The organism is Streptomyces sp. SAJ15 (genome assembly GCF_007595705.1).
In the GTDB taxonomy this organism is placed as follows: Bacteria; Actinomycetota; Actinomycetes; order Streptomycetales; family Streptomycetaceae; genus Streptomyces.
Map to the genome: position 1 here is coordinate 760,856 of NZ_NISY01000002.1, position 26,372 is coordinate 787,227.

The 26,372-nt window shown below is 73.1% G+C and carries 23 protein-coding genes; 21 read left to right on the top strand and 2 right to left on the bottom strand.

Features of this window, described 5'->3' with window-relative positions; all coding sequences use genetic code 11:
• Window positions 1-145 precede the first annotated feature (145 nt).
• The 4 genes from CD790_RS08745 to nusB all read left to right on the top strand — a co-directional run bounded on the left by CD790_RS08745 (window position 146) and on the right by nusB (window position 3,417).
• A complete protein-coding gene (locus CD790_RS08745; protein WP_144382460.1) occupies window positions 146-1,018 on the top strand; it encodes an AAA family ATPase in 873 nt (290 codons plus the stop codon).
• 202 nt (window positions 1,019-1,220) lie between these two features.
• Window positions 1,221-2,348: an aminopeptidase P family protein gene (locus tag CD790_RS08750; RefSeq protein ID WP_144382461.1), complete on the top strand. Its 1,128-nt coding sequence runs from the start codon at window positions 1,221-1,223 to the stop codon at window positions 2,346-2,348.
• Window positions 2,349-2,413: 65 nt separating this feature from the next.
• Window positions 2,414-2,980 (top strand): elongation factor P, encoded by a 567-nt coding sequence (efp, locus tag CD790_RS08755; RefSeq protein ID WP_144382462.1) that lies wholly within the window; start codon window positions 2,414-2,416, stop codon window positions 2,978-2,980.
• Window positions 2,981-2,982: 2 nt separating this feature from the next.
• Window positions 2,983-3,417 (top strand): transcription antitermination factor NusB, encoded by a 435-nt coding sequence (gene nusB / locus CD790_RS08760; protein WP_144382463.1) that lies wholly within the window; start codon window positions 2,983-2,985, stop codon window positions 3,415-3,417.
• 561 nt (window positions 3,418-3,978) lie between these two features.
• Here the strand turns inward: nusB and bldD are convergent.
• Entirely contained in the window at window positions 3,979-4,479 is a 501-nt protein-coding gene (gene bldD / locus CD790_RS08765; protein WP_135337455.1) for a transcriptional regulator BldD, read from the bottom strand.
• 221 nt (window positions 4,480-4,700) lie between these two features.
• Between bldD and pyrR the strand changes: the two genes are divergently transcribed.
• From pyrR to CD790_RS08835, 14 genes are all read left to right on the top strand, one after another.
• The gene (gene pyrR, locus CD790_RS08770; protein ID WP_144382464.1) at window positions 4,701-5,312 is read left to right on the top strand and encodes a bifunctional pyr operon transcriptional regulator/uracil phosphoribosyltransferase PyrR; all 612 of its coding nucleotides are present in this window, start codon (window positions 4,701-4,703) and stop codon (window positions 5,310-5,312) included.
• Between the two features lie 93 nt (window positions 5,313-5,405).
• Window positions 5,406-6,398 (top strand): aspartate carbamoyltransferase catalytic subunit, encoded by a 993-nt coding sequence (locus CD790_RS08775; protein ID WP_144382465.1) that lies wholly within the window; start codon window positions 5,406-5,408, stop codon window positions 6,396-6,398.
• 2 nt (window positions 6,399-6,400) lie between these two features.
• Window positions 6,401-7,687 (top strand): dihydroorotase, encoded by a 1,287-nt coding sequence (locus tag CD790_RS08780; RefSeq protein ID WP_144382466.1) that lies wholly within the window; start codon window positions 6,401-6,403, stop codon window positions 7,685-7,687.
• Complete coding sequence (locus CD790_RS08785) at window positions 7,684-8,271, top strand: hypothetical protein (RefSeq protein WP_186318930.1); 588 nt, start codon at window positions 7,684-7,686, stop codon at window positions 8,269-8,271. Before CD790_RS08780 ends, CD790_RS08785 begins: the two co-directional genes overlap by 4 nt.
• Window positions 8,268-9,407, top strand: coding sequence for a glutamine-hydrolyzing carbamoyl-phosphate synthase small subunit (carA, locus tag CD790_RS08790; RefSeq protein ID WP_144382467.1), 1,140 nt, complete (start codon window positions 8,268-8,270; stop codon window positions 9,405-9,407). The genes CD790_RS08785 and carA overlap by 4 nt, the downstream gene beginning before the upstream one ends.
• Window positions 9,400-12,708, top strand: coding sequence for a carbamoyl-phosphate synthase large subunit (carB, locus tag CD790_RS08795; RefSeq protein WP_144382468.1), 3,309 nt, complete (start codon window positions 9,400-9,402; stop codon window positions 12,706-12,708). The genes carA and carB overlap by 8 nt, the downstream gene beginning before the upstream one ends.
• An 84-nt stretch (window positions 12,709-12,792) precedes the next feature.
• The gene (locus CD790_RS08800) at window positions 12,793-13,902 is read left to right on the top strand and encodes a quinone-dependent dihydroorotate dehydrogenase (protein WP_144382469.1); all 1,110 of its coding nucleotides are present in this window, start codon (window positions 12,793-12,795) and stop codon (window positions 13,900-13,902) included.
• Window positions 13,899-14,744 (top strand): orotidine-5'-phosphate decarboxylase, encoded by an 846-nt coding sequence (pyrF, locus tag CD790_RS08805; RefSeq protein WP_144382470.1) that lies wholly within the window; start codon window positions 13,899-13,901, stop codon window positions 14,742-14,744. The genes CD790_RS08800 and pyrF overlap by 4 nt, the downstream gene beginning before the upstream one ends.
• Window positions 14,745-14,948: 204 nt before the next feature.
• Window positions 14,949-15,272, top strand: a complete 324-nt coding sequence (locus CD790_RS08810) for an integration host factor (protein WP_026246651.1) — start codon at window positions 14,949-14,951, stop codon at window positions 15,270-15,272.
• A 38-nt stretch (window positions 15,273-15,310) separates the two neighbouring features.
• The gene (gmk, locus tag CD790_RS08815) at window positions 15,311-15,907 is read left to right on the top strand and encodes a guanylate kinase (protein ID WP_144382471.1); all 597 of its coding nucleotides are present in this window, start codon (window positions 15,311-15,313) and stop codon (window positions 15,905-15,907) included.
• 38 nt (window positions 15,908-15,945) lie between these two features.
• Window positions 15,946-16,218, top strand: a complete 273-nt coding sequence (rpoZ, locus tag CD790_RS08820) for a DNA-directed RNA polymerase subunit omega (RefSeq protein ID WP_030360466.1) — start codon at window positions 15,946-15,948, stop codon at window positions 16,216-16,218.
• A gap of 128 nt (window positions 16,219-16,346) precedes the next feature.
• Window positions 16,347-17,588, top strand: coding sequence for a bifunctional phosphopantothenoylcysteine decarboxylase/phosphopantothenate--cysteine ligase CoaBC (coaBC, locus tag CD790_RS08825; protein WP_260867430.1), 1,242 nt, complete (start codon window positions 16,347-16,349; stop codon window positions 17,586-17,588).
• A 366-nt stretch (window positions 17,589-17,954) separates the two neighbouring features.
• Window positions 17,955-19,178, top strand: a complete 1,224-nt coding sequence (gene metK, locus CD790_RS08830; protein ID WP_144382472.1) for a methionine adenosyltransferase — start codon at window positions 17,955-17,957, stop codon at window positions 19,176-19,178.
• A gap of 181 nt (window positions 19,179-19,359) precedes the next feature.
• On the top strand, window positions 19,360-21,513 hold the full coding sequence (locus CD790_RS08835) for a primosomal protein N' (protein WP_144382473.1): 2,154 nt from the start codon (window positions 19,360-19,362) through the stop codon (window positions 21,511-21,513).
• 539 nt (window positions 21,514-22,052) lie between these two features.
• Here CD790_RS08835 and CD790_RS08840 read toward each other — a convergent pair.
• Window positions 22,053-22,604 carry a hypothetical protein gene (locus CD790_RS08840; RefSeq protein ID WP_144382474.1) on the bottom strand — a complete coding sequence of 184 codons (552 nt, stop codon included), beginning with the start codon at window positions 22,602-22,604 and terminating at the stop codon, window positions 22,053-22,055.
• Between the two features lie 310 nt (window positions 22,605-22,914).
• Here CD790_RS08840 and fmt point away from each other — a divergent pair, with 310 nt between their 5' ends.
• The 3 genes from fmt to rpe all read left to right on the top strand — a co-directional run bounded on the left by fmt (window position 22,915) and on the right by rpe (window position 26,364).
• Entirely contained in the window at window positions 22,915-23,847 is a 933-nt protein-coding gene (gene fmt, locus CD790_RS08845; RefSeq protein WP_144382475.1) for a methionyl-tRNA formyltransferase, read from the top strand.
• Between the two features lie 256 nt (window positions 23,848-24,103).
• Window positions 24,104-25,540 (top strand): RsmB/NOP family class I SAM-dependent RNA methyltransferase, encoded by a 1,437-nt coding sequence (locus CD790_RS08850; protein WP_144382476.1) that lies wholly within the window; start codon window positions 24,104-24,106, stop codon window positions 25,538-25,540.
• Between the two features lie 137 nt (window positions 25,541-25,677).
• Complete coding sequence (gene rpe, locus CD790_RS08855) at window positions 25,678-26,364, top strand: ribulose-phosphate 3-epimerase (RefSeq protein ID WP_144382477.1); 687 nt, start codon at window positions 25,678-25,680, stop codon at window positions 26,362-26,364.
• The last annotated feature ends 8 nt before the right edge of the window (window positions 26,365-26,372 follow it).

The window sequence follows — 26,372 nt, forward strand, 5'->3', positions numbered from 1 at the left end:
AGTACGGGCAGCAGGTGGTCGCTCCGGCCGTGCACACAGCGGCGGTCGGGGCGGGTACCGTTCGGTGGAGACCGGCCGGAGGGCCGTGTTCACCACGCGAGAACCGCCTGACAAGACCCGCCTGTACGAGACGGAGTGCCACCGGATGCAGCACGCAGTGGGGGCCCCGCTGCCACCGCCCCACGGGCCAGGGCAGCCACCCGGTGTCGGCTGGAACCAGGGCGCGCCCCAGGGCGCCGGCCACGGTGCGACGCATGGTGCCCCCCAGGGCACCGGCCAGGGCGCGGGACACCATCCCGTGCCGCCGCCCGCCCATCCGTCCGGGCCGCCCACCGACCCCGCGATGATGACGGGACACGTCCCGCTGCCGCCCGGCGGGCCGGTGCAGCCCGCCCCGCCTCAGCCGCACCCTCCGGTGGGCGCCGCCGCCCCGGCCGCCACCGCGGTGGCCGACCCCTCCCAGGCGGCGGTCGCGGTGCTCCTCATCGGCCCGGCGGGAGCCGGCAAGACGACCGTCGCCCGGCACTGGGCGGACCGCCGGCGGGTGCCGACCGCCCACGTCAGCCTGGACGACGTCCGCGAGTGGGTGCGGTCCGGCTTCGCCAACCCGCAGTCGGGGTGGAACGACAACTCCGAGGCGCAGTACCGGCTGGCGCGCCGCACCTGCGGTTTCGCCGCCCGGAACTTCCTGGCCAACGGCATCTCCTGCATCCTCGACGACGCCGTCTTCCCGGACCGCCCGGTCGTCGGCCTCGGCGGCTGGAAGCGGCACGTCGGCCCCGGGCTGCTGCCGGTGGTGCTCCTGCCCGGCCTGGAGATCGTCCTGGAGCGGAACGCGGCGCGCAGCGGCAACCGGCGGCTCAGCGACGAGGAGGTCGCCCGCATCCACGGCCGGATGGCCGGCTGGTACAGCTCCGGCCTGCCCATCATCGACAACTCCGGCTATGACGTGGCCACCACCGCCCGCGTCCTCGACGACGTGATCACCCGCTCGATAGCCAGCCCGCCGAGCTGGTAGCCGAAAACGCGGGCGCGGACGGGGAGGACGGTGCGGCCCCACCCGCGGCCGGCGCCCGCCCCCGACCGGAGCCGGCGCCCGCCCCCGACCGGAGCCGGCATCCGCCCCCCGACCGGGGCTGGCATCCGCACCGGAGCCGGGATGCGCCCGTACGGCCGACTCCAACCAGCCGTGTCGCGCGGTGAACCGTACGCTCGGAAGCATGTCCGAGGTGTACGCGGCCCGACGTACGCGCCTCCGCGAGCGGTTCGCCGCGGCGGGCAGTGAGGCCGCCCTGGTCTCCCGGTCGGCGAATGTGCGCTATCTGTGCGGGGCCGCCCCGCACGGGTCGGCGCTGCTGCTGATGCCGGAGCCGGGGCCGGGGCGGGATGCGGTCGACCTGTTGCTCTGCCCGCCGGACCCGGCGGCGGAGCTGGTGGGCGACCGCCCCGACGAGGAGGTGCGCGTCGTCGCGGTGCCCGCGGCGGGTGGCGACGCGGCGGTGGCCGGGGCCGGCATGGCGGCGGAGGCCGGCGCGGGCTCACTCGCCGTGGAGGAGCACGATCTGAGCGTGGCCCGGCACCGGGCCCTCGCCGCGGCCGCCCCACGGCTGCGCCTCACCGATCTGGACTGCGCGGTGGAGCAGCAACGCGTGGTCAAGGACGAGTCGGAGATCGCCGCGCTGCGGATCGCCGCCGAGATCTCCGACCAGGCCCTCGGCGAGCTGTTGGAGTCGATCCTGGTGGGCCGCACGGAGCGCCATCTGGCGCTGGAGCTGGACCGTCGACTGATCGACCACGGGGCGACCGGTCCGGCCTTCCCCACCATCGTCGGTTCGGGTCCGCACGCCGGGCGCGCCGGGCACATACCCACCGACCGACGGGTCGAGGAGGGCGACTTCCTGTGCATCTGTCTGGGGGCGAACTACCGGGGCTACCGCTGTGAGGTGGGCCGTACGTTCGTCATCGGCACCTCGCCGGCCGACTGGCAGATCGAGCTGTACGAGCTGGTCTTCGCAGCCCAGCGGGCCGGGCGGGAGACGCTGCTGCCCGGGGTGGAGTACCGCGAGGTGGACCGCGCGGCGCGCCAGGTGCTGGAGGCCGCGGGCCACGGCGAGGGGTTCGGCGCGCGCACCGGGCACGGCGTGGGCCTCGAAAGAGACGAGGAGCCGAGGCTCGCACCGTCAGCCATGGGTAAACTGGACGCTTGCGTGCCGGTCACCGTCGAACCGGGGGTCCACCTCCCCGGGCGGGGCGGTGTCCGGATCGATGACACACTCGTCGTCCGCCCCGAGGCGGATGGCGGACCCGAGCTACTCACCATCACGACCAAGGAGCTGCTCGCGCTGTAGCCTACGGGCCGCCGCGCGCGGCATCTTCTGGTCCCATCAGCTGCAGTCCAGGAGATTCCGCAACCGTGGCATCCACGAACGACCTCAAGAACGGCATGGTGCTCAAGCTCGAAGGCGGCCAGCTCTGGTCCGTCGTCGAGTTCCAGCACGTCAAGCCCGGCAAGGGCCCCGCCTTTGTCCGTACCAAGCTCAAGAACGTGCTTTCCGGCAAGGTCGTCGACAAGACCTTCAACGCCGGCGTGAAGGTCGAGACGGCCAACGTCGACAAGCGCGGTATGCAGTTCTCGTACATGGACGGCGAGTACTTCGTCTTCATGGACATGGACACCTACGACCAGCTGCACATCGACCGCAAGACCGTCGGTGAGGCCGCCAACTTCCTCATCGAGGGCTTCGAGGCCGTCGTGGCGCAGAACGAGGGCCAGGTGCTCTACGTCGAGCTCCCGGCCGCCGTCGAGCTCACCATCCAGCACACCGAGCCGGGCGTCCAGGGCGACCGCTCCACCGGCGGCTCCAAGCCGGCCACGCTGGAGACCGGCTACGAGATCCAGGTCCCGCTGTTCATCACGACCGGCGAGAAGATCAAGGTCGACACCCGTTCCGGCGAGTACCTCGGCCGGGTGAGCAGCTAACCGTGGCCGCCCGTAACAAGGCCCGGAAGCGTGCCTTCCAGATCCTCTTCGAGGCCGACCAGCGCGGCAGCTCCGTGCGGAACGTCCTCGCCGACTGGATCCGCCATTCCCGGACCGACGACCGGCAGCCGCCGGTCACCGAGTACACGATGCGGCTGGTCGAGGGGTACGCGGAGCACGTCTCCCGGATCGACGAGCTGATCGCCACCTATGCGGTGGGCTGGACGCTGGACCGGATGCCGGTCGTCGACCGCAACATCCTCCGGCTCGGAGCGTACGAGCTGATCTGGGAAGACGAGACCCCGGACGCCGTGGTGATCGACGAGGCGGTGCAGCTCGCCAAGGAGTTCTCCACGGACGACTCCCCGTCCTTCGTGAACGGCCTCCTCGGTCGGCTCAAGGAGCTCAAGCCCAGCCTCCGTCGCGAGGAGCAGTAGCCGCCGCTCGCGGCGCACGGCGACCGATGGCAGTCGAGCGGGCCCGGTGCCCCCACCCACGGGTGGAGGCGCCGGGCCCGCTCGTGTTTCCGCGGGGACTTCGCGGGCCGGGGCCCGCGAAGAGACAGGCCGGGAGCGTTGGGCCGATCGAGCGGGCGCGCCGGCCGAGTGCCCTCGCATGATGTGCGCACGCGGCTCCGTCGCCGCGATCGCCGGCGTCGTCGGCTACGGCCGGTCGGTCGCACCGGCCGTAGCCGGGTCTCGGGGCCGCGCCCAGGGCCGGCGGGGGCCCGTCCCGCCCCTGGGCGGGCGTGGCCTCGTTCCGGCTCCTGGGCGGGCCCTCCGGGGCTCGTGGGACCCGGGTGGCCTCCGGTGCTCGGGCGGTGACTTCCGGGGCGTGGAAAAGCCGCCGGGGGCGGTGGAGGCCCGTGCTGGCCTCCACCGCCCCCGGCGGCACGTTTCTGCAGATCTCCCGGACCCTGGTTTCGCCGGCTCGTCGGCCGACGACGGCACCGGGGATCGGCACTCCGACGTCGAACGTCGAACGTCGACGCGTGAGCGTCAGACGTCCTCGTGCTGGACCGCGCGACGCGCGTCCGCGCCGAGCACGCCCCAGCTGATCAGCTGCTCGGTCAGCACCGAGGGCGACTGGTCGTAGATCACGGCGAGGGTGCGCAGGTCGTCCTGGCGGATCGACAGCACCTTGCCGTTGTAGTCGCCGCGCTGGCTCTGGATCGTCGCGGCGTACCGCTGCAGCGGGCCCGCCTTCTCGGCCGGCACATGGGCCAGGCGCTCCAGGTCCAGCACCAGCTTCGGCGGCGGCTCGGCGGCCCCGCCCGGCGTGGTGCCCGGCAGCAGCTCCTGCACCGGGACGCCGTAGAAGTCGGCCAGCTCGGCGAGGCGCTGCACGGTCACGGCACGGTCGCCGCGCTCGTACGAGCCCACCACCACGGCCTTCCAGCGGCCCTGGGACTTCTCTTCGACGCCGTGGAGGGAGAGGCCCTGCTGGGTGCGGATAGCGCGGAGCTTGGCCCCGAGCTGTTTGGCGTATTCGCTGGACATAAAGCTCCCCGGACGCTGTATCGACGTGCGGCTCCGCCGCGCGGCTGGTAACTCACTGTGAGGTTACGCAGCGTAATCTCCATTCGTCAAGCCGAATGAACCACGGGCTCCCCCGTCAGGGGTGATGTCTGGCGCGCCGCCCGAGCCTGCTACTGTGAATGGCGCAATTTAGACGTCCTTTAAGATCCGTCCCGTGAGGCGGAGAAGGAGGTCCGTTTCGTATGGACGCAATCAGCCCCGACGCTGAGCGGCCCGCGCAGACCGCTCGGACCGCGTCCGCGCGCCCCGTTCTGGAGGGGCCGGACATCGGGCGGGTGCTCACCCGCATCGCCCACGAGATCGTCGAGCGCGCCAAGGGCGCGGACGACGTGGTGCTTCTCGGCATTCCCACGCGCGGCGTCTCCCTCGCCCGTCGACTGGCGGCCAAGCTCGCCGACATCACCGGCCGCGAGATTCCGGTCGGCTCGCTCGACATCACCATGTACCGCGACGACCTGCGGCTGCGCCCGGCCCGGGCGCTGGCCCGTACGGAGATCCCCGCCGAGGGCATCGAGGGTCGCCTGGTCGTCCTCGTCGACGACGTGCTCTTCTCCGGCCGCACCATCCGCGCCGCGCTCGACGCGCTCGGTGACATCGGCCGCCCTCGCGCCGTCCAGCTCGCCGTCCTCGTGGACCGGGGCCACCGCGAGCTCCCGATCCGCGCCGACTACGTCGGCAAGAACCTCCCCACGTCGCTGCGGGAGACGGTCAGGGTGCAGCTCACCGAGGAGGACGGGCGCGACAGCGTGCTCCTCGGCCAGCTTCCCGAGACCTCCCCGGCCGACGGGCAGTAGCGCGCCGGCGCGGCGCCCGGGCGATCCCCGGGACGCCGCCCACGCCTGCCCGTCCGCACGCCTGACAAACCGCCTCACATACGGAGCAACCGGATGAAGCGTCACCTCATCTCGGCAGCCGATCTCACCCGCGACGACGCCGTCCTGATCCTCGACACCGCCGAGGAGCTGGCCCGGGTCGCCGACCGGCCGATCAAGAAGCTGCCCACCCTGCGCGGCCGCACCGTCGTCAACCTCTTCTTCGAGGACTCGACCCGCACCCGCATCTCCTTCGAGGCCGCCGCCAAGCGGCTCTCCGCGGACGTCATCAACTTCTCCGCCAAGGGCTCCTCGGTCTCCAAGGGCGAGTCCCTGAAGGACACCGCGCTGACCCTGGAGGCGATGGGCGCCGACGCCGTCGTCATCCGGCACCACGACTCCGGCGCCCCGCACCGGCTCGCCACCTCCGGCTGGATCGGCGGCTCGGTCGTCAACGCCGGCGACGGCACCCACGAGCACCCCACCCAGGCGCTGCTGGACGCCTTCACCATGCGCCGCCACCTGGCCGGCGGCGTCGGCCACGACCTCTCCGGCCGCCGGATCACCATCGTCGGCGACGTGCTGCACAGCCGGGTCGCCCGCTCCAACGTGCACCTGCTGAACACCCTCGGCGCCGAGGTGACCCTGGTCGCCCCGCCCACCCTGGTGCCGGTCGGCGTGCACACCTGGCCCTGCGAGGTCTCCTACGACCTGGACGCGGTGCTGCCCAAGTCCGACGCCGTGATGATGCTGCGCGTCCAGCGCGAACGCATGAACGCCGCCTTCTTCCCGACCGAGCGCGAGTACGCCCGCCGCTACGGCCTGGACGGCGACCGCATGGCCCGGATGCCGGAGCACGCCATCGTGATGCACCCCGGCCCGATGAACCGGGGCATGGAGATCACGGCCGAGGTCGCCGACTCGCCCCGCTGCACCGCCGTCGAACAGGTCGCCAACGGCGTCTCGATCCGCATGGCCGTGCTCTACCTGCTGCTCGGCGGCGCCGTCCTCGACGGCGAGCCGACCGCCCCCGCCGCCCCCATCGCCCGCACCGAGGAGAACAAGTAACCATGAGCACGATCCTTATCCGCGGTGCGCGGGTCCTCGGCGGCGAACCGCAGGACGTCCTGATCGAGGGCGAGACCATCGCGCGCGTCGGCACCGACCTGGAGGCCGGCGAGGCCACCGTCGTCGACGCCGCGGGCCAGATCCTGCTGCCCGGCCTGGTCGACCTCCACACCCATCTGCGCGAGCCGGGCCGCGAGGACTCCGAGACCGTGCTGACCGGCACCAAGGCCGCCGCGGTCGGCGGCTACACCGCCGTGCACGCGATGGCCAACACCTTCCCGGTCGCCGACACCGCGGGCGTCGTGGAGCAGGTCTGGCGGCTCGGCAGGGAGTCCGGCTACTGCGACGTCCAGCCGGTCGGCGCCGTCACCGTCGGGCTGGAGGGCAAGAAGCTCGCCGAGCTCGGCGCCATGCACGAGTCCGCGGCCGGGGTGCGGGTCTTCTCCGACGACGGCAAGTGCGTCGACGACGCCGTGATCATGCGCCGCGCGCTGGAGTACGTGAAGGCGTTCGACGGCGTGATCGCCCAGCACGCCCAGGAGCCCCGGCTGACCGAGGGCGCCCAGATGAACGAGGGCATCGTCTCCGCGGAGCTCGGGCTGGCCGGCTGGCCCGCCGTCGCCGAGGAGTCGATCATCGCCCGCGATGTGCTGCTCGCCGCCCACGTCGGCTCCCGAGTGCACATCTGCCACCTCTCGACCGCCGGCTCCGTGGAGATCGTGCGCTGGGCCAAGTCCAAGGGGTGGAACGTCACCGCCGAGGTCACCCCGCACCACCTGCTCCTCACCGACGAGCTGGTGCGCTCCTACAACCCGGTCTACAAGGTGAACCCGCCGCTGCGCACCGAGGCCGACGTGCTGGCGCTGCGCGAGGCGCTGGCCGACGGCACCATCGACTGCGTCGCCACCGACCACGCCCCGCACCCGCACGAGGACAAGGACTGCGAGTGGGGCGCGGCCGCCATGGGCATGGTCGGCCTGGAGACCGCGCTCTCCGTCGTCCAGCACACGATGGTCGACACCGGGCTGCTGGACTGGGCCGGGGTGGCCGACCGGATGTCCTTCCGCCCCGCCGTCATCGGCCGACTCGCCGGCCACGGCCGCCCCGTCGCCGCCGGCGAGCCCGCCAACCTCACGCTCCTCGATCCGGCATACCGTGGTGTGGTGAACCCCGCGGGCTTCGCCTCCCGCAGCCGCAACACCCCGTACGAGGGCCGTGAGCTGCCGGGACGGGTGACGCACACCTTCCTGCGGGGCCGGGCGACGGTCGTGAACGGAAAGCTGACGTGACACCTCTCATCCATCTGGCGGCGGCCGACCTGGTGATGGCCGAACAGCGGTCCGAGCAGGTCACCGACTGGGCGGCGCGCATCGGCTGGGTCGTCGGCCTGGTCCTCGTGGTGGCGCTCGCCTACTGGCTGATGCGCGAGGGCTGGAAGTGGCGCGGCACGCTCCAGGGCGACCTGCCCGAGCTGCCCGACCTGCCCGCCGACCCCGGCGCCCCCACGCTCCGGATGAGCGGCCGCTACCACGGCTCCACCACCGCCGGGCAGTGGCTGGACCGGATCGTCGCCCACGGCCTGGGCACCCGCAGCCGCGCCGAGCTCACCCTGACCGACCAGGGGCTGGCCGTGGTCCGGCCGGGGGCGCGCGACTTCTTCATCCCGACCGGCGCGATCCGCGGCGCCCGGCTCGACAAGGGCATCGCGGGCAAGGTCCTCGCCGAGGGCGGGCTCCTGGTGATCACCTGGGCCCATGGCGAGCGACTGATCGACTCCGGCTTCCGCTCCGACCACGCGGTCGAGCACGCCGACTGGACCACGGCCCTCGAAGCCCTCAGCACCATGAACGCACAGCAGGAAGGCGCACGATGACGACCTCCACCAGGGGGGCCAAGGCCCCCGCCGTACTCGTCTTGGAGGACGGCCGTACCTTCCGCGGTCGTGCCTACGGGGCCGTGGGGGAGACCTTCGGCGAAGCGGTGTTCTCCACCGGCATGACCGGCTACCAGGAGACGCTCACCGACCCCTCCTACCACCGCCAGGTGGTCGTCATGACCGCCCCGCACGTCGGCAACACCGGCGTCAACGACGAGGACCCCGAGTCCGGGCGGATCTGGGTCTCCGGCTATGTGGTCCGCGACCCCGCACGCACCCCCTCCAACTGGCGCTCCCGCCGCTCCCTGGACGAGGAGCTCGCCACCCAGGGCGTGGTCGGCATCAGCGGCATCGACACCCGCGCGCTCACCCGCCACCTGCGCGAGCGCGGCGCCATGCGCGTGGGCATCTTCTCCGGCGAAGCGATCGCCGACGACGCCGCGCTGCTGGCCAAGGTCCAGGAGCAGCCCCAGATGAAGGGCGCCGACCTCGCCGCCGAGGTCGCCACCAAGGAGGCGTACGTCGTCCCCGCGATCGGCGAGAAGCGCTTCACCGTCGCCGCCGTCGACCTCGGCATCAAGGGCATGACTCCGCACCGCATGGCCGAGCGCGGCATCGAGGTGCACGTGCTGCCCGCCACCGCGACGGCCGAGGACGTCTACGCCGTCAACCCCGACGGCGTCTTCTTCTCCAACGGCCCCGGCGACCCCGCCACCGCCGACCACCCGGTCTCCGTCATGAAGGCGGTGCTGGAGCGCAGGACCCCGCTCTTCGGCATCTGCTTCGGCAACCAGATCCTCGGCCGCGCCCTCGGCTTCGGCACCTACAAGCTGAAGTACGGCCACCGCGGCATCAACCAGCCGGTGCAGGACCGCACCACCGGCAAGGTCGAGGTCACCGCCCACAACCACGGGTTCGCCGTCGACGCCCCGCTCGACAAGGTCTCCGACACCCCCTACGGCCGCGCCGAGGTCTCCCACGTCTGCCTCAACGACAACGTGGTGGAGGGCCTCCAGCTGATCGACCAGCCGGCCTTCAGCGTCCAGTACCACCCCGAGGCGGCCGCGGGCCCGCACGACGCCGCGTACCTGTTCGACCGCTTCGTATCCCTGATGGAGGCCGAGCGTGCCTAAGCGCACCGATATCCAGTCCGTCCTGGTCATCGGCTCCGGCCCGATCGTCATCGGCCAGGCCGCCGAGTTCGACTACTCCGGCACCCAGGCGTGCCGCGTCCTCAAGGCCGAGGGCCTGCGGGTCATCCTGGTGAACTCCAACCCGGCCACGATCATGACCGACCCGGAGATCGCCGACGCCACCTACGTCGAGCCGATCACCCCGGAGTACGTCGAGAAGATCATCGCCAAGGAGCGCCCCGACGCGCTGCTGCCCACCCTCGGCGGCCAGACCGCGCTCAACACCGCGATCTCGCTGCACGCGGCCGGCACCCTGGAGAAGTACGGCGTCGAGCTGATCGGCGCCAACGTCGAGGCCATCAACAAGGGCGAGGACCGCGACCTGTTCAAGGAGGTCGTGGAGGCGGTCAACGCCAAGATCGGCCACGGCGAGTCCGCCCGCTCGGTCATCTGCCACTCCATGGAGGACGTCCTCGCGGGCGTCGAGCAGCTCGGCGGCTACCCGGTCGTGGTCCGCCCCTCCTTCACCATGGGCGGCGCCGGCTCCGGCTTCGCGCACGACGAGGAGGAGCTGCGCCGCATCGCCGGCCAGGGCCTCACCCTCTCGCCCACCACCGAGGTGCTCCTGGAGGAGTCCATCCTCGGCTGGAAGGAGTACGAGCTGGAGCTGATGCGCGACAAGCACGACAACGTCGTGGTCGTCTGCTCCATCGAGAACTTCGACCCGATGGGCGTGCACACCGGCGACTCGATCACCGTCGCCCCGGCGATGACGCTGACCGACCGCGAGTACCAGGTGCTGCGCGACATCGGCATCGCGGTGATCCGCGAGGTCGGTGTGGACACCGGCGGCTGCAACATCCAGTTCGCGGTCGACCCGGAGGACGGCCGGGTCATCGTGATCGAGATGAACCCGCGCGTCTCCCGCTCCTCGGCGCTCGCCTCCAAGGCCACCGGCTTCCCGATCGCGAAGATCGCCGCCAAGCTGGCCGTGGGCTACACCCTGGACGAGATCCCCAACGACATCACCGAGCAGACCCCGGCCTCCTTCGAGCCGACGCTCGACTACGTCGTGGTCAAGGCCCCGCGCTTCGCGTTCGAGAAGTTCCCCTCCGCCGACTCCACCCTCACCACCACCATGAAGTCGGTGGGCGAGGCCATGGCCATCGGCCGCAACTTCACCGAGGCCCTGCAGAAGGCGCTGCGCTCGCTGGAGAAGAAGGGCAGCCAGTTCGACTTCACCGGGGAGCCGGGCGACAAGGCGGAGCTGCTGGCCGCCGCCGTGCGCCCCACCGACGGCCGGATCAACACCGTCATGCAGGCGATCCGGGCCGGCGCCACCCCGGAGGAGGTCTTCGAGTCCACCAGGATCGACCCGTGGTTCGTGGACCAGCTCTTCCTGATCAAGGAGATCGCGGACGAGCTCGCCGCCGCCCCGAAGCTCGACCCCGAGCTGCTCGCCGAGGCCAAGCGGCACGGCTTCTCCGACGCCCAGATCGCCGGCATCCGCTCGCTGCGTGAGGACGTGGTGCGCGAGGTCCGGCACGCGCTCGGGATCCGCCCCGTCTACAAGACGGTGGACACCTGCGCCGCCGAGTTCGCCGCCCGCACGCCGTACTTCTACTCCTCCTACGACGAGGAGAACGAGGTCGCGTCGCGCGAGAAGCCCGCCGTGATCATCCTGGGCTCCGGCCCGAACCGGATCGGCCAGGGCATCGAGTTCGACTACTCCTGTGTGCACGCCTCCTTCGCGCTGCACGACGCGGGCTACGAGACCGTCATGGTCAACTGCAACCCCGAGACCGTCTCCACCGACTACGACACCTCCGACCGGCTCTACTTCGAGCCGCTCACCCTGGAGGACGTCCTGGAGATCGTGCACGCGGAGCAGCAGGCCGGACCCGTCGCCGGCGTCATCGTGCAGCTCGGCGGCCAGACCCCGCTCGGTCTGTCGCAGGCGCTCAAGGACAACGGCGTTCCGGTGGTGGGCACCTCGCCCGAGGCCATCCACGCCGCCGAGGACCGCGGCGCCTTCGGCCGGGTGCTGAAGGAGGCCGGCCTGCCGGCCCCCAAGCACGGCACCGCCACCACGTTCGCGGAAGCGAAGGCCATCGCCGACGAGATCGGCTACCCGGTGCTGGTCCGCCCGTCGTACGTGCTCGGTGGACGCGGCATGGAGATCGTCTACGACGAGACCCGACTCGCCTCGTACATCGCCGAGTCCACCGAGATCAGCCCCGACCGGCCGGTCCTCGTCGACCGGTTCCTGGACGACGCGATCGAGATCGACGTCGACGCGCTCTACGACGGCACCGAGCTCTACCTCGGCGGCGTCATGGAGCACATCGAGGAGGCCGGCATCCACTCCGGTGACTCCGCCTGCGCGCTGCCCCCGATCACCCTCGGCGGCTTCGACATCAAGCGGCTGCGGGCCTCCACCGAGGCCATCGCGCGCGGCGTCGGGGTGCGCGGACTGATCAACATCCAGTTCGCCATGGCCGGGGACATCCTGTACGTCCTCGAAGCCAACCCGCGCGCCTCCCGCACGGTCCCGTTCACCTCCAAGGCGACCGCCGTGCCGCTGGCCAAGGCCGCGGCCCGGATCTCGCTGGGCGCCACCATCGCCGAGCTGCGCGCCGAGGGCCTGCTGCCGGCCGAGGGCGACGGCGGCACGCTCCCGATGGACGCGCCGATCTCCGTCAAGGAGGCCGTGATGCCGTGGTCGCGCTTCCGCGACATCCACGGTCGCGGCGTCGACACCGTCCTCGGCCCGGAGATGCGCTCCACGGGCGAGGTCATGGGCATCGACTCGGTCTTCGGCACCGCGTACGCCAAGTCGCAGGCGGGCGCGTACGGCGCACTGCCCACCAAGGGCCGTGCCTTCGTCTCCGTCGCCAACCGCGACAAGCGCTCGATGGTCTTCCCGGCCCGCGAGCTGGTGGCGCACGGCTTCGAGCTGCTCGCCACCTCGGGCACCGCGGAGGTGCTCAAGCGCAACGGCATCAACGCCACCGTGGTGCGCAAGCAGAGCGAGGGCGAGGGGCCGAACGGCGAGAAGACCATCGTCCAGCTGATCCACGACGGCGAGGTCGACCTGATCGTCAACACCCCGTACGGCACCGGCGGCCGGCTGGACGGCTACGAGATCCGCACCGCGGCGGTGGCCCGCGCGGTGCCGTGCCTGACCACCGTGCAGGCGCTGGCGGCGGCCGTACAGGGCATCGAGGCGCTCAGCCGGGGCGACATCGGCGTCCGGTCGCTCCAGGAGCACGCGGAACACCTGACGGCGGCCCGCGACTAGCGGCCCACGAGGGGGACACCGAACGCGGTGTCCCCCTCGTCGTGAGGACACCTTTCGCCGGACACCCCACAGGACACCACTGCGATGTACAAGTTCTTCTTCAACCTGGTCTTCAAGCGGATGGACCCGGAGGAGGCCCACTACCTGGCCTTCCGCTGGATCCGCCTCGCGGTCCGCGTCCCCGGCCTGCGCACCTTCGTGGCCGCCGTGCTCGCGCCCCGCCACAAGGAGCTGCGCACCGAGGCACTCGGCCTGCGGATGCACGGCCCCTTCGGGCTCGCGGCCGGCTTCGACAAGAACGCCGTCGCCATCGACGGCATGGCGATGCTCGGCTTCGACCACGTCGAGATCGGCACGGTCACCGCTCAGCCGCAGCCCGGCAACCCCAAGAAGCGCCTCTTCCGGCTGGTGCCGGACCGCGCGCTGATCAACCGCATGGGCTTCAACAACGAGGGCTCGGCCGCGGTGGCCGCCCGGCTGGCCGCCCGCAGGCCCGTGTTCAAGACCGCGCTCGGCGTGAACATCGGCAAGACCAAGGTCGTCCCGGAGGCCGAGGCGGTCGCCGACTACGTCACCTCCACCGAGCGGCTCGCCGCCCACGCCGACTACCTGGTCGTGAACGTGAGCTCGCCGAACACCCCGGGCCTGCGCGACCTCCAGGCCGTGGACCACCTGCGGCCGCTGCTGAGCGCGGTGCGCGAGGCCGCCGACCGTGCCGTCACCCACCGGCGCGTGCCGCTCCTGGTGAAGATCGCCCCCGACCTCGCCGACGAGGACGTGGACGCCGTCGCCGACCTGGCGGTGGAGCTCGGCCTGGACGGCATCATCGCCACCAACACCACCATCGCCCGGGACGGCCTCGGCCTCACCTCCGACCCGGAGCTGGTCAAGCAGGTCGGCGGGCTGTCCGGCGCGCCCGTCAAGCAGCGCTCCCTGGAGGTGCTGCGCCGCCTGTACGCGCGCGTGGGCGACCGGATCACCCTGGTGGGGGTCGGCGGCATCGAGACCGCGGACGACGCCTGGGAGCGGATCCTGGCCGGCGCCACCCTGATCCAGGGCTACAGCGCCTTCATCTACCAGGGCCCGTTCTGGTGCCGCTCGATCCACAAGGGGCTGGCGGCGCGCCTCGCGGCCAGCCCGTACGCCACCCTCGCCGAGGCGGTCGGCGCCGACAACCGGAAGGTGACCGCATGAGCCCGACCCCCCTGGAGCCCTTCGGCGCGCGCCTGCGCCGCGCCATGGACACCCGCGGTCCGCTGTGCGTGGGCATCGACCCGCACGCCTCGTTGCTGGCCGACTGGGGGCTCGACGACGACGTCGACGGCCTGGAGCGGTTCGCCGGCACCGTGGTCGAGGCGCTCGCCGAGCGGGTCGCCGTCTTCAAGCCGCAGTCCGCGTTCTTCGAGCGCTTCGGCTCGCGGGGCGTCGCCGTGCTGGAGCGGACGGTGGCCGACGCCCGCGAGGCCGGCGCGCTGGTGCTCATGGACGCCAAGCGCGGCGACATCGGCTCGACGATGGCCGCGTACGCCGCCACGTATCTGGACCCCGCCTCGCCGCTGTTCTCGGACGCGGTGACCGTCAGCCCCTACCTGGGCTTCGGTTCGCTGCGCCCGGCGGTGGAGCTGGCGCGCGAGAACGGCTGCGGCCTCTTCGTGCTCGCGCTCACCTCGAACCCCGAGGGCGCGGAGGTGCAGCACGCGGTGCGGCCCGACGGCACGACGGTGGGCGCGACCATGCTGGACCACCTGCGGGCCGAGAACGCGGACGCGGCTCCGCTCGGCTCCTTCGGCGCGGTGGTCGGCGCGACGCTGGGCGACCTCTCCTCGTACGATCTGGCGATCAACGGGCCGCTGCTGGCTCCGGGCATCGGCGCCCAGGGGGCGACCCCCGCCGATCTGCCCGCGGTCTTCGGCGCCGCGGTCGGCAACGTGGTGCCGAGCGTGAGTCGGGGTGTCCTACGTCACGGCCCAGGTCACGCCGGTTTGGTTGAAGCCGCAACGCGATTCGCCGACGAAGTGCGCGCTGTGGCCGAATAAGCCATCCGTTTTGGTGCGAAAAGTCCTGGTCGATCGAGTCTGACCAGGACTTTTCCTCTGTTCTCGCTGACTGGAGCGGCGTCGGCCGCTAGTCTCCGTCGAGAGCGAACGCGCAAGCGCGTTGCGCGTTGCTCCCCAGGTGAGGGGCGACTAGGTTCCTCACCGGTCCGTATCCGACAGTTCGACATCCGAGGTGACGTAGGCGTGGCTCTTCCGCCCCTTACCCCTGAACAGCGCGCAGCCGCGCTCGAAAAGGCCGCCGCGGCTCGCCGGGAGCGCGCCGAGGTCAAGAATCGGCTCAAGCACTCCGGCGCCTCTCTGCACGAGGTCATCAAGCAGGGCCAGGAGAACGATGTCATCGGCAAGATGAAGGTGAGCGCACTGCTCGAATCGCTGCCCGGCGTCGGCAAGGTCCGCGCCAAGCAGATCATGGAGCGACTGGGGATCTCCGAGAGCCGCCGGGTGCGCGGTCTCGGCTCCAACCAGATCGCCTCTCTTGAGCGAGAGTTCGGCTCCACCGGCGCCTGACGTTTCCAGGCACTCCCGGGAACCTGGATAATCGCTGCATGAGTACTACGGTCTCCCGGGGGACGGCCCCCGTCCCCCCGGTCAGACATCCGCGGCTGACCGTGCTCTCCGGCCCCTCCGGGGTCGGTAAGAGCACGGTCGTCGCTCATATGCGCAACGAGCACCCCGAGGTCTGGCTCTCGGTCTCGGCCACCACCCGCAAGCCGCGCCCCGGCGAGCGCCACGGCGTCCAGTACTTCTTCGTGGACGACGGGGAGTTCGACAAGCTGATCGCCAACGGCGAGCTGCTGGAGTGGGCGGAGTTCGCGGGCAACCGCTACGGCACGCCCCGGCAGGCGGTCCTGGACCACCTGGAGGCGGGCGAGCCGGTGCTGTTGGAGATCGACCTCCAGGGGGCCCGGCAGGTCCGCGAGTCCATGCCGGAGGCGCAGCTGGTCTTCCTCGCCCCGCCGAGCTGGGAGGAGCTGGTCCGCCGGCTCACCGGCCGCGGCACGGAGGCGCCGGAGGTCATCGAGCGGCGGCTGGAGGCCGCGAAGGTCGAGCTCGCCGCGGAGGCGGAGTTCGACACCACCCTGGTCAACACCTCGGTCAAGGACGTAGCGGCTGAGCTGCTAGCCTTGATGAGCGTTGTTTGAGCTTCACTCGTGTAACACACCCCATCGGAAGGCAGAGCGTGTCCTCTTCCATCACCGCGCCCGAGGGCATCATCAACCCGCCGATTGATGAGCTGCTTGAGGCCACCGACTCGAAGTACAGCCTGGTGATCTACGCCGCCAAGCGTGCGCGCCAGATCAACGCGTACTACTCGCAGCTCGGCGAGGGCCTGCTGGAGTACGTCGGCCCGCTGGTGGACACCCACGTCCACGAGAAGCCGCTCTCCATCGCGCTGCGCGAGATCAACGCGGGTCTGCTGACCTCCGAGGCCGTCGAGGCCCCGGCGCAGTAGTCGTTCCGCTCACACCACGGGCCCGGCAGCACCGCTGCCGGGCCCGTGGTGTGTCATGGGAGAGGTACACCTCATGTGTGCACACCACCGGTGCACACCACGTAGTGGCAGTGCGGGGAGCGCGAACCATGGAGAAGGCGGCGGAGAAGGCGGTCATGACGGACAAGCCCAAGGTCGTTCTGGGGGTCAGCGGCGGGATCGCCGCCTACAAGGCGTGTGAGCTGCTGCGCCGGCTCAGCGAGTCGGGGCACGACGTCCGGGTGGTGCCCACGGCCTCGGCGCTGCACTTCGTGGGCGAGGCCACCTGGGCCGCCCTGTCCGGGAACCCCGCCGGGGCCGAGGTCTGGGAGACGGTCCACGAGGTGCCACACGTCCGCATCGGCCAGGAGGCCGACCTGGTGGTCGTCGCCCCCGCCACCGCGGACATGCTCGCCAAGGCGGCCCACGGCCTCGCCGACGACCTGCTCACCAACACCCTGCTCACCGCCCGCTGCCCGGTGGTCTTCGCCCCGGCCATGCACACCGAGATGTGGGAGCACCCGGCCACCCAGGAGAACGTCGCCACCCTGCGCCGTCGCGGCGCCGTGGTCATCGAGCCGGCCGTCGGTCGACTCACCGGCGTCGACACCGGCAAGGGGCGCCTCCCGGAGCCCGCCGACATCTTCGAGGTCTGCCGTCGGGTGCTGGCGCGCGGCGCGGAGGGCGTGCGGCCGGATCTCGCCGGCCGCCATGTGGTGGTCAGCGCCGGCGGCACCCGCGAGCCGCTCGACCCGGTGCGGTTCCTGGGGAACCGATCCTCCGGGAAGCAGGGCTACGCCCTGGCGCGCGCCGCCGTGGCCCGCGGCGCCCGGGTGACGCTGCTCGCCGCCAACACCGAGCTGCCCGACCCCGCCGGGGTCGACGTGGTGCGGGTGGGCACCGCCGTGCAGCTGCGGGAGGCGGCCCTGAAGGCGGCCGCTGACGCGGATGTGGTGGTCATGGCGGCCGCCGTCGCCGACTTCCGCCCGGCCCACTACGCCACCGGAAAGATCAAGAAGCGCGACGGCCAGGACCCCGAGCCCGTGGCGCTGGTGCGCAACCCCGACGTCCTCGCCGAACTCTCCGCCGACCGCGCGCGCCCCGACCAGCTGGTCGTCGGCTTCGCCGCCGAGACCGACGACGTCCTCGCCAACGGCCGCGCCAAGCTCGCCCGCAAGGGCTGTGACCTGCTGGTCGTCAACGAGGTCGGCGAGCGCAAGACCTTCGGTTCGGAGCAGAACGAGGCCGTGGTGCTGGGCGCCGACGGCACCGAGACGCCGGTGCCGTACGGCCCGAAGGAGGCGCTGGCGGACACGGTGTGGGATCTGGTCGCGGAGCGGCTGGAGGGCTGACGCCCGACTGGACGGCTGAGCCGGCCGGGACCCCGGCGGCGGAACGGATCCCAGGGGGAACGGGGTCCCGTACAGCGGAAGAGGCATGCGTCAGGTGTGGCGGGTGCGACGGAAGAGACTGTTCCGGCGGAGGCGGAGGTACCGCTCCCGGCCAACCGGTGCAGATGGCACGTTCTCGCCGCTCTGCCAAGACCCTTTTCCGTCGGGGAACAGGTATGTTCCCGGTCACGGCACGCCCGTTCTTCGATACCGAATGCCCAACCAGCACAAACGCCGGATAAACTGGCGGAGGAACCGCGACGGGCGCAGCTCCCGGGCGGTTCTACCAATGATCAGCCAGCAGCCGCTGCAACCCCAGGGAGCGATGTGTCCCGCCGCCTGTTCACCTCGGAATCTGTCACCGAGGGCCACCCTGACAAGATCGCTGACCAGATCAGCGACACGATCCTCGACGCTCTGCTGAAGGACGACCCCACGTCCCGGGTCGCCGTCGAGACCCTGATCACCACCGGTCTGGTGCACGTGGCCGGTGAGGTCACGACCAAGGCGTACGCGCCGATCGCCACGCTCGTGCGGAACAAGATCCTGGAGATCGGCTACGACTCGTCGAAGAAGGGCTTCGACGGCGCCTCCTGCGGGGTGTCGGTCTCGATCGGCGCGCAGTCCCCGGACATCGCCCAGGGTGTCGACACGGCGTACGAGGCCCGCGTCGAGGGTTCCGCCGAGGGTGACGAGAGCGACGAGCTGGACCGGCAGGGCGCCGGCGACCAGGGCCTGATGTTCGGCTACGCGTGCGACGAGACGCCCGAGCTGATGCCGCTGCCGATCAACCTCGCGCACCGGCTCTCCCGCCGCCTCACCGAGGTCCGCAAGAACGGGACCATCCCCTACCTGCGCCCCGACGGCAAGACCCAGGTGACCATCGAGTACGACGGCAACAAGGCCGTCCGCCTCGACACCGTCGTCGTCTCCTCGCAGCACGCCTCCGACATCGACCTGGACTCGCTGCTGGCTCCGGACGTCCGGGAGTTCGTCGTCGAGCACGTGCTCAAGGAGCTCGTCGAGGACGGCATCAAGCTGGACACCGACGGCTACCGCCTGCTGGTGAACCCGACCGGTCGCTTCGAGATCGGCGGCCCCATGGGTGACGCGGGCCTCACCGGCCGGAAGATCATCATCGACACCTACGGCGGCATGGCCCGCCACGGTGGCGGCGCCTTCTCCGGCAAGGACCCGTCCAAGGTCGACCGCTCGGCCGCCTACGCCATGCGCTGGGTCGCCAAGAACGTGGTCGCCGCCGGCCTCGCCTCGCGCTGCGAGGTCCAGGTCGCCTACGCCATCGGCAAGGCCGAGCCGGTCGGTCTCTTCGTGGAGACCTTCGGCACCGCCACCGTCGACGCCGAGAAGATCGAGCAGGCGATCGGCGAGGTCTTCGACCTCCGCCCGGCCGCGATCATCCGCGACCTCGACCTGCTGCGCCCGATCTACGCCCAGACCGCCGCCTACGGCCACTTCGGCCGTGAGCTGCCGGACTTCACCTGGGAGCGCACCGACCGCGTGGACGCGCTCCGCGCGGCCGTGGGTCTGTAACCACCGGACAGACGCCGTTCGCCGTACGGCCCCGGACGCCCGTGGAGGGTGCCCGGGGCCGTACGCGTGCCCGGCGGCGTCCCGGTGATCGAGACACCGCCGTCGGGGCCGGTCGGCCGCCGGGGCGCACACCCCGTCGGTGGTCGCGTCACTGTCGGTGGTCTCTGCTAAGACTGAAGCTGTGAGCAGCGAGAACGAGCAGTCCCCGGACCCGGCGGCGGTGCCGCCCGGGGGTGAGCAGCTCGCGCTCATCCGGGAGACGGTGCGGCAGGCGGCCAAGGTGCCGAAGGCCAGGCCGCGGACCTGGCGGGGGGCGGCGCTGGCGGCCGAGCGGCCGGTGGCTCGGGTGCTCGTGGACAAGGGCCCGGTCCACCTGGACAAGCTGTGGGACTACGCGGTCCCGGCGGACCTGGACGCTCAGGCGCAGCCGGGGGTGCGGGTGCGGGTGCGGTTCGGCGCCGGCACCGGGAACGTGCGGCAGGGCCGCCGAGAGGGCGGCGGACTGCTCGACGGCTACATCATCGAGCGCGTCGCGGAGTCCGACTACCGCGGCCCCCTGGCCGCGCTCGCCCAGGTGCTGTCACCGGAGCCGGTCCTCAGCCCGGAGCTGTTCGCGCTCTGCCGGGCGGTCGCCGACCGCTACGCCGGATCGCTGGCGGACGTCCTGCAGCTGGCGATACCGCCGCGCAACGGCAAGGCCGAGTCCCAGCCCTCCCCGCCGCCCGCCGCGCCGCCGTCGCGACCTCCGGTGGGCAGCTGGTCGCGGTACCCGGCCGGTCCGGGCTTCCTGGACGCGCTCGCGCGGGACGGCGCGCCACGGGCCGTGTGGACCGCGCTGCCCGGCCCGCACTGGCCGCACGAGCTCGCCACCGCCATCGCCACGACGCTCGCCTCCGGGCGCGGCGCCTTGGCGGTGCTCCCCGACGGCCGGTCCGCCGCCCGGGTGGACGCCGCCCTGACCGCGCTGCTGGGAGAGGGGCACCACACGCTGCTGGTCGCCGACTCCGGGCCGCAGGAGCGCTACCGACGCTGGCTGGCGGTCAGCCGAGGGTCGGTGCGGGCCGTCGTGGGCACCCGCGCGGCGATGTTCGCCCCCGTCCGCGACCTCGGGCTGGTCGCCATCTGGGACGACGGCAGCTCCAGCCACAGCGACACCAACGCCCCGCAGCCGCACGCCCGCGACGTGCTGCTGCTGCGCGCGGTCCACGAGCGCGCCGGCTTCCTCGCCGGAGACCTGGGACGCACCGTGGAGGCGGCCCAGCTCGTCGACAACGGCTGGGCGCTGCCCCTGGAGGCCGACCGCGAGCAGGTCCGCGCCGCCGCGCCCCTGATCCGCACGGTCTCCGACACCGAACAGGCACGGGACCCGGCCGCCCGCGCCGCCCGGCTGCCCAGCCTCGCCTGGCAGACGGTGCGCGACGGGCTGTCGCGCGGACCCGTGCTGGTCCAGGTGCCGCGCCGCGGGTATGTGCCGCGGCTGGCCTGCGAGCGCTGCCGGGAGCCGGCCCGCTGCGGGCACTGCTCCGGCCCGCTGGAGGCCACCGACGCGGACACCCTGTGCTGCGGCTGGTGCGGGCGCGGCGAGCGGGCCTGGCACTGCTCCGCCTGCGGCGGGACGCGGCTGCGGGCCCGGATCGTCGGCGCCCGGCGCACCGCCGAGGAGCTGGGCCGGGCCTTCCCCTCGGTCCCGGTCCGCACCTCCGGGCGCGACCATGTGCTGGAGACCGTGCCCGGGCAGCCGGCCCTGGTGGTCAGCACGCCCGGCGCCGAGCCCGTCGCCGAGGGCGGCTACGCGGCGGCCCTGCTGCTCGACGGCTGGGCCCTGCTCGGCCGCCCCGACCTGCGCGCCGGAGAGGACAGCCTGCACCGCTGGCTGACCGCCGCCGCGCTGGTCCGACCCCAGGGCGAGGACGGCACCGTCGTCGTCATAGCGGAGCCCACGCTGCGCCCCGTCCAGGCGCTGGTCCGCTGGGACCCCGCCGGACACGCCGCACGCGAGCTGGCCGAACGCGCCCAGCTCGGCTTTCCACCGGTCTCCCGGATGGCCTCCGTCTCCGGCCCGCCGGAGGCCGTCGCCGACCTCCTGGAGACGCTTCGTCTTCCCGACGGTGCCGAGGTGCTCGGCCCGGTCCCGGTGCCGGGGGGCGACTTCGGCGGTCCCCGCCGCCCCGGCGCCCCACCGCCCGGCGAGACCTGGGAGCGGGCCCTGCTGCGCGTACGCCCGGGGAACGGGGCGGCCCTGGCCGCCGCGCTCAAGGCCGCGCACGCGGCCCGCCTGGTGCGGCGGGAGGGGCCGCCGGTGCGGGTGCGGATCGATCCGCCGGACATCGGGTGACGCGGGCGCCGACGCCACGGAGGAACGTCGGCGCGCGCGCCGAACGGCGACGGGGGTGCCGGGCGGCCGCGGGCGCCGCGGCGGGCGTGGCCGAGGGCGGTGGCGTCGGCGCCGTGGGGTAAGCGGTCACGGGCGGCGCGGAGGGCATGGCCCAGAGCGCCGGCGCGAGGCCACCGAGCAGGCGCCCGCGGGTGCACGGACCGGTGGCGGGGCGGCGGCGTGGCCGTCGCGAGGGCGTGGCCGAGGCGGGCCGCCGCGATGGCAGAGGGTATTCGGGGGATGCCGTGGAGCACGCGCCCGCGATGCCCCGGCCCTGTCGGCGGGGCCGAGGTCAGAGCGCCGCGGAGCACGCGCCGCCGGGGGCGGCCCGGACGGCGCGGCCGAGGGCGCGAGGGCGTCGAGGGCGGTGGCCCGGGATCGGCCAGACCCGCCGTGGGGCGGCGGAGCCGGCGACGGGGGAGGGACGTCGGGCCGGGGACGGGGACGGGCGCCGCCCCCGTCCGCCAGCCGTCGGAGCGGGCACACGGGGGCGATGGGGATCAGCCGTTGCGCGGGCCCGGGAGGGCACCGTGGCGGGCCTCCTCGCGCAGCGCCGCGACGGCGGACTGCCCCGACATCGGGACCGAGCGGGCGGCGGGCACCGAGGGAACGGTGGCCACGGCGGGGACGCACGGCGGCTCCGCCGTCGCGGTGACGGTGCGCGCCGACGCCTCGGCCACCGGGTCGGCGACCGTCTGCGCGGCGGTCCGGCGGGCGCCGTAGCGGCGGTGCACCGCCTGCTTGGTCACCCCGAGCGCCGAGCCCACCGCGTCCCACGAGAAGCCGAGCGAGCGGTCGAAGTCGACCGCCGCCGTGACGAGCGTTTCGACGCTGTCCCGCAGCTCCTGGGCGAGGCGCACCGTGGGAGCGGGGGCGCGCCCGTACACGACGAAGCCCGCGGACGGGCCGGTGCGCCGTGGGCGGTAGACATTGCCGAGCTGCGCGGTGAGCGTGCGCAGCGCGTCCACCTGGCGGCGGACCCGCTCAATGTCCCGGACCAGCAGGTGCAGGCTGGCCCGTGCCTGGGCGTCGTGGGTTGCATGGTCGGCCATGAACAAGCCTCTCGAACCGGCGTTGGAAGGGGACGGGAGTGAAGGAAGACGATCGGGCCGCGGCGGCGGCCCGATACGGTCAATCTCGCTTGACCCAACGCCGCACCCACCGTCTTGGTCACGGTCCGGGGCGTGCGCGGGGGCTCGCGTACGCCCCCCGCCAGCCGGTCGCCCGCCCCCGCGAGCCGGTGGGCCGCACCGTCCGCGACCGGCCGTTCCCGGTCGGTGACCCCCGGGCCCGGGCCCCCGGGGTGGCGGCGCCATAGACTGATGCGTCGTTCCGCTGCGTGTGAGAGGTAGTTCGCCACCCATGAGGCTCGTCTTCGCCGGCACCCCCGAGGTCGCCGTACCCGCCCTGGACGCCCTGCTCGCCTCGGACCGGCACGAGGTCGTGGCCGTCGTCACCCGGCCCGACGCGCCCGCCGGGCGCGGACGGCGGCTGGTCGCCAGCCCGGTCGCGCAGCGCGCGGAGGAGGCGGGGATCGAGGTCCTGAAGCCCGCGAAGCCGCGCGACGAGGAGTTCCTGGCCCGGCTGCGCGAGATCGGCCCGGACTGCTGCCCGGTGGTGGCGTACGGGGCGCTGCTGCCCAAGGTGGCGCTGGACATCCCGGCCCGCGGCTGGGTCAACCTGCACTTCTCGCTGCTGCCCGCATGGCGCGGCGCCGCGCCGGTGCAGCACGCGGTGCTCGCCGGCGACGAGGTGACCGGCGCCTCCACCTTCCTTATCGAGGAGGGGCTGGACTCGGGCCCCGTCTTCGGTGTGCTGACCGAGCGGGTACGCCCCACCGACACCAGCGGCGACCTGTTGACCCGGCTGGCGTTCGCCGGCGCCGGGCTGCTGGCCGCGACCATGGACGGCATCGAGGACGGCACCCTGAACGCCGTGCCGCAGCCCTCTGACGGCGTCTCGCTCGCGCCGAAGCTCACCGTGGAGGACGCCCGGCTCGACTGGACGACGCCCGCACTGCGGGTCGACCGCGTCGTGCGCGGCTGCGCCCCGGCTCCCGGTGCCTGGACCGTCTTCCGCGGCGAGCGGCTCAAGGTCATGTCCGTGGCCCTGCTGCCCGACCGCACCGACCTGGCCCCGGGCGAGCTCGCCGTCACCAAGAACGCCGTGTACGCCGGCACCGGCAGCCACGCGGTCGAGCTGCTCTGGGTCCAGCCCCAGGGCAAGAAGCCGATGAAGGCCGCCGACTGGGCGCGCGGGGTGCGCATCGCGGGCGGGGAGCACCTGGGGGCGTAGGCCCGACGCGGTTCCCCGCCGTGCGCGCGGAACCGACACCGTTCGTCCGTACGCCGCCGCACGCGGGGCAGTACCCCGCCCACGTGGGGCCCGGGGCGCGCGCGGCGCGGCGGCACCGTGCGTCCCGGGCGCGTACGAGCCCGGGACGCCCCGCAGCCCCGCGCCCCCGCGTCGGAGGGGTTCCGCCGGGCCGACCCGCCGCGCCCGCCCGACGTAGGGTGGGGCGGTACGTCGATATCGATCCGGAGCACCTTTCGTGACTGATCAGCCGCGCCGTCACCGGCCCGCCAAGACCTACCGTCGTCCCCAGAAGGACCCCGTGCGGATCCTCGCCTTCGAGGCGCTGCGGGCCGTCGACGAGCGGGACGCGTACGCCAACCTGGTGCTGCCGCCGCTGCTGCGGAAGGCGCGCGAGGCCGGCGACTTCGACGGGCGGGACGCCGCGCTCGCCACCGAGCTGGTCTACGGGACGCTCCGCTGGCAGGGCACCTACGACGCGATCATCGCGGAGTGCGTGGACCGGCCGCTGCGGGAGGTCGACCCGCCGGTGCTGGACGTGCTCAGCCTGGGCGCGCACCAACTGCTCGGTACCCGTATCCCGCCGCACGCCGCCGTGTCGGCGAGCGTGGAGCTGGCGCGCGTGGTGCTCGGCGACGGGCGGGCGAAGTTCGTCAACGCCGTGCTGCGCCGGATCGCCGCCGACGACCTGGACGGTTGGCTGGCGCGGGTCGCGCCCCCGTACGACGAGGACCCCGAGGACCACCTGGCGGTCGTGCACGCGCACCCGCGCTGGGTCGTCTCCGCGCTGTGGGACGCCCTCGGCGGCGGGCGCGCCGGGATCGAGGACCTGCTGGCCGCCGACAACGAGCGGCCCGAGGTGACCCTGGTCGCCCGGCCGGGCCGGGCCGAGCGGGCCGAGTTGCTGGACGCGCTGGGCAGCGAGGGCGGGGTGCCGGGGCGCTGGTCGCCGTATGCCGTGCGGCTGGCCGAGGGCGGCGAGCCGGGCGCGCTGGACGCGGTCCGCGAGGGGCGCGCCGGCGTTCAGGACGAGGGCAGCCAGCTGGTGGCGATCGCGCTGGCCAACGCCCCGCTGGAGGGCTCCGACGCCCGCTGGCTGGACGGCTGTGCCGGGCCCGGCGGCAAGGCGGCGCTGCTGGGCGCGCTGGCCGCGGAGCGCGGCGCCATGCTGCTGGCGTCGGAGAGGCAGCAGCACCGTGCCCGGTTGGTCGAGCGGGCGCTGCGCGGCAACCCCGGCCCGTACCAGGTGATCACCGCCGACGGGACGCGGCCCGCCTGGCGCCCCGGCATCTTCGACCGGGTGCTGGTGGACGTGCCGTGCAGCGGTCTGGGCGCGTTGCGGCGGCGGCCGGAGGCGCGCTGGCGACGGCGCCCGGAGGACCTGGAGGGCTTCGCGCCGCTCCAGCGCGGTCTGCTGCGCGAGGCGCTGAACGCGGTGCGGGTCGGCGGCGTGGTGGGGTACGCGACCTGCTCGCCGCACCTCGCCGAGACCCGGGCCGTCGTCGACGACGTGCTCAAGGGGCGTGGCGCGGCTGCCGCCTCCGCCGAGTGGATCGACGCCCGGCCGCTGATGCCCGGCGTGCTGGCCCTCGGCGACGGGCCGGACGTGCAGCTCTGGCCCCACCTGCACGGCACCGACGCGATGTACCTGGCCCTGCTGCGGCGCACCGCCTGACGGCGCCCGCCACCGGCTCCGAGAGGTCCGCGCCACGGCCCGACGACCGTTCCCCCGGGACGGCCGTCGGGCCGCCGGCGCAGGTGAGACCGGTCCCGGCGGTACACCCGGGCGGCGGGCGTGGCAGGCTTGGCGCCATGGCCGTACAGATCAATCCCAGCATCCTCTCCGCCGACTTCGCCCGCCTGGCGGACGAGGCCAAGGCCGTCGAAGGCGCAGACTGGCTGCACGTCGACGTGATGGACAACCATTTCGTCCCGAATCTGACGCTCGGCGTGCCGGTGGTGGAGTCGCTCAGCCGGGCGACCGACACCCCGCTCGACTGCCACCTCATGATCGAGGACCCGGACCGCTGGGCCCCGCAGTACGTCGAGGCGGGCGCGGGCTCGGTCACCTTCCATGGGGAGGCGGCCGCCGCCCCGGTACGGCTGGCGCGGGAGATCCGGGCCAAGGGGGCGCGGGCGTCGATGGCGCTCAAGCCGGCCACCCCCATAGAACCGTTCGAGGATCTGCTGCCCGAGCTCGACATGGTGCTGATCATGACCGTCGAGCCCGGCTTCGGCGGCCAGGCGTTCCTCGACATCATGCTGCCGAAAATCCGGCGCACCCGGGAGCTCATCGCCAAGCACGGCCTGGAGATGTGGCTACAAGTGGACGGCGGGGTTTCCGCGGACACCATCGAGCGGTGTGCTGAGGCTGGGGCGGACGTCTTCGTCGCCGGCTCCGCCGTGTACGGCGCCCAGGATCCGGCCGAGGCCGTGCGGAACCTGCGCGCGCAGGCGCAGGGCGCGACCGCCTCCGCGTCCTGGGCATGCGGCCATTGAGCCACCGC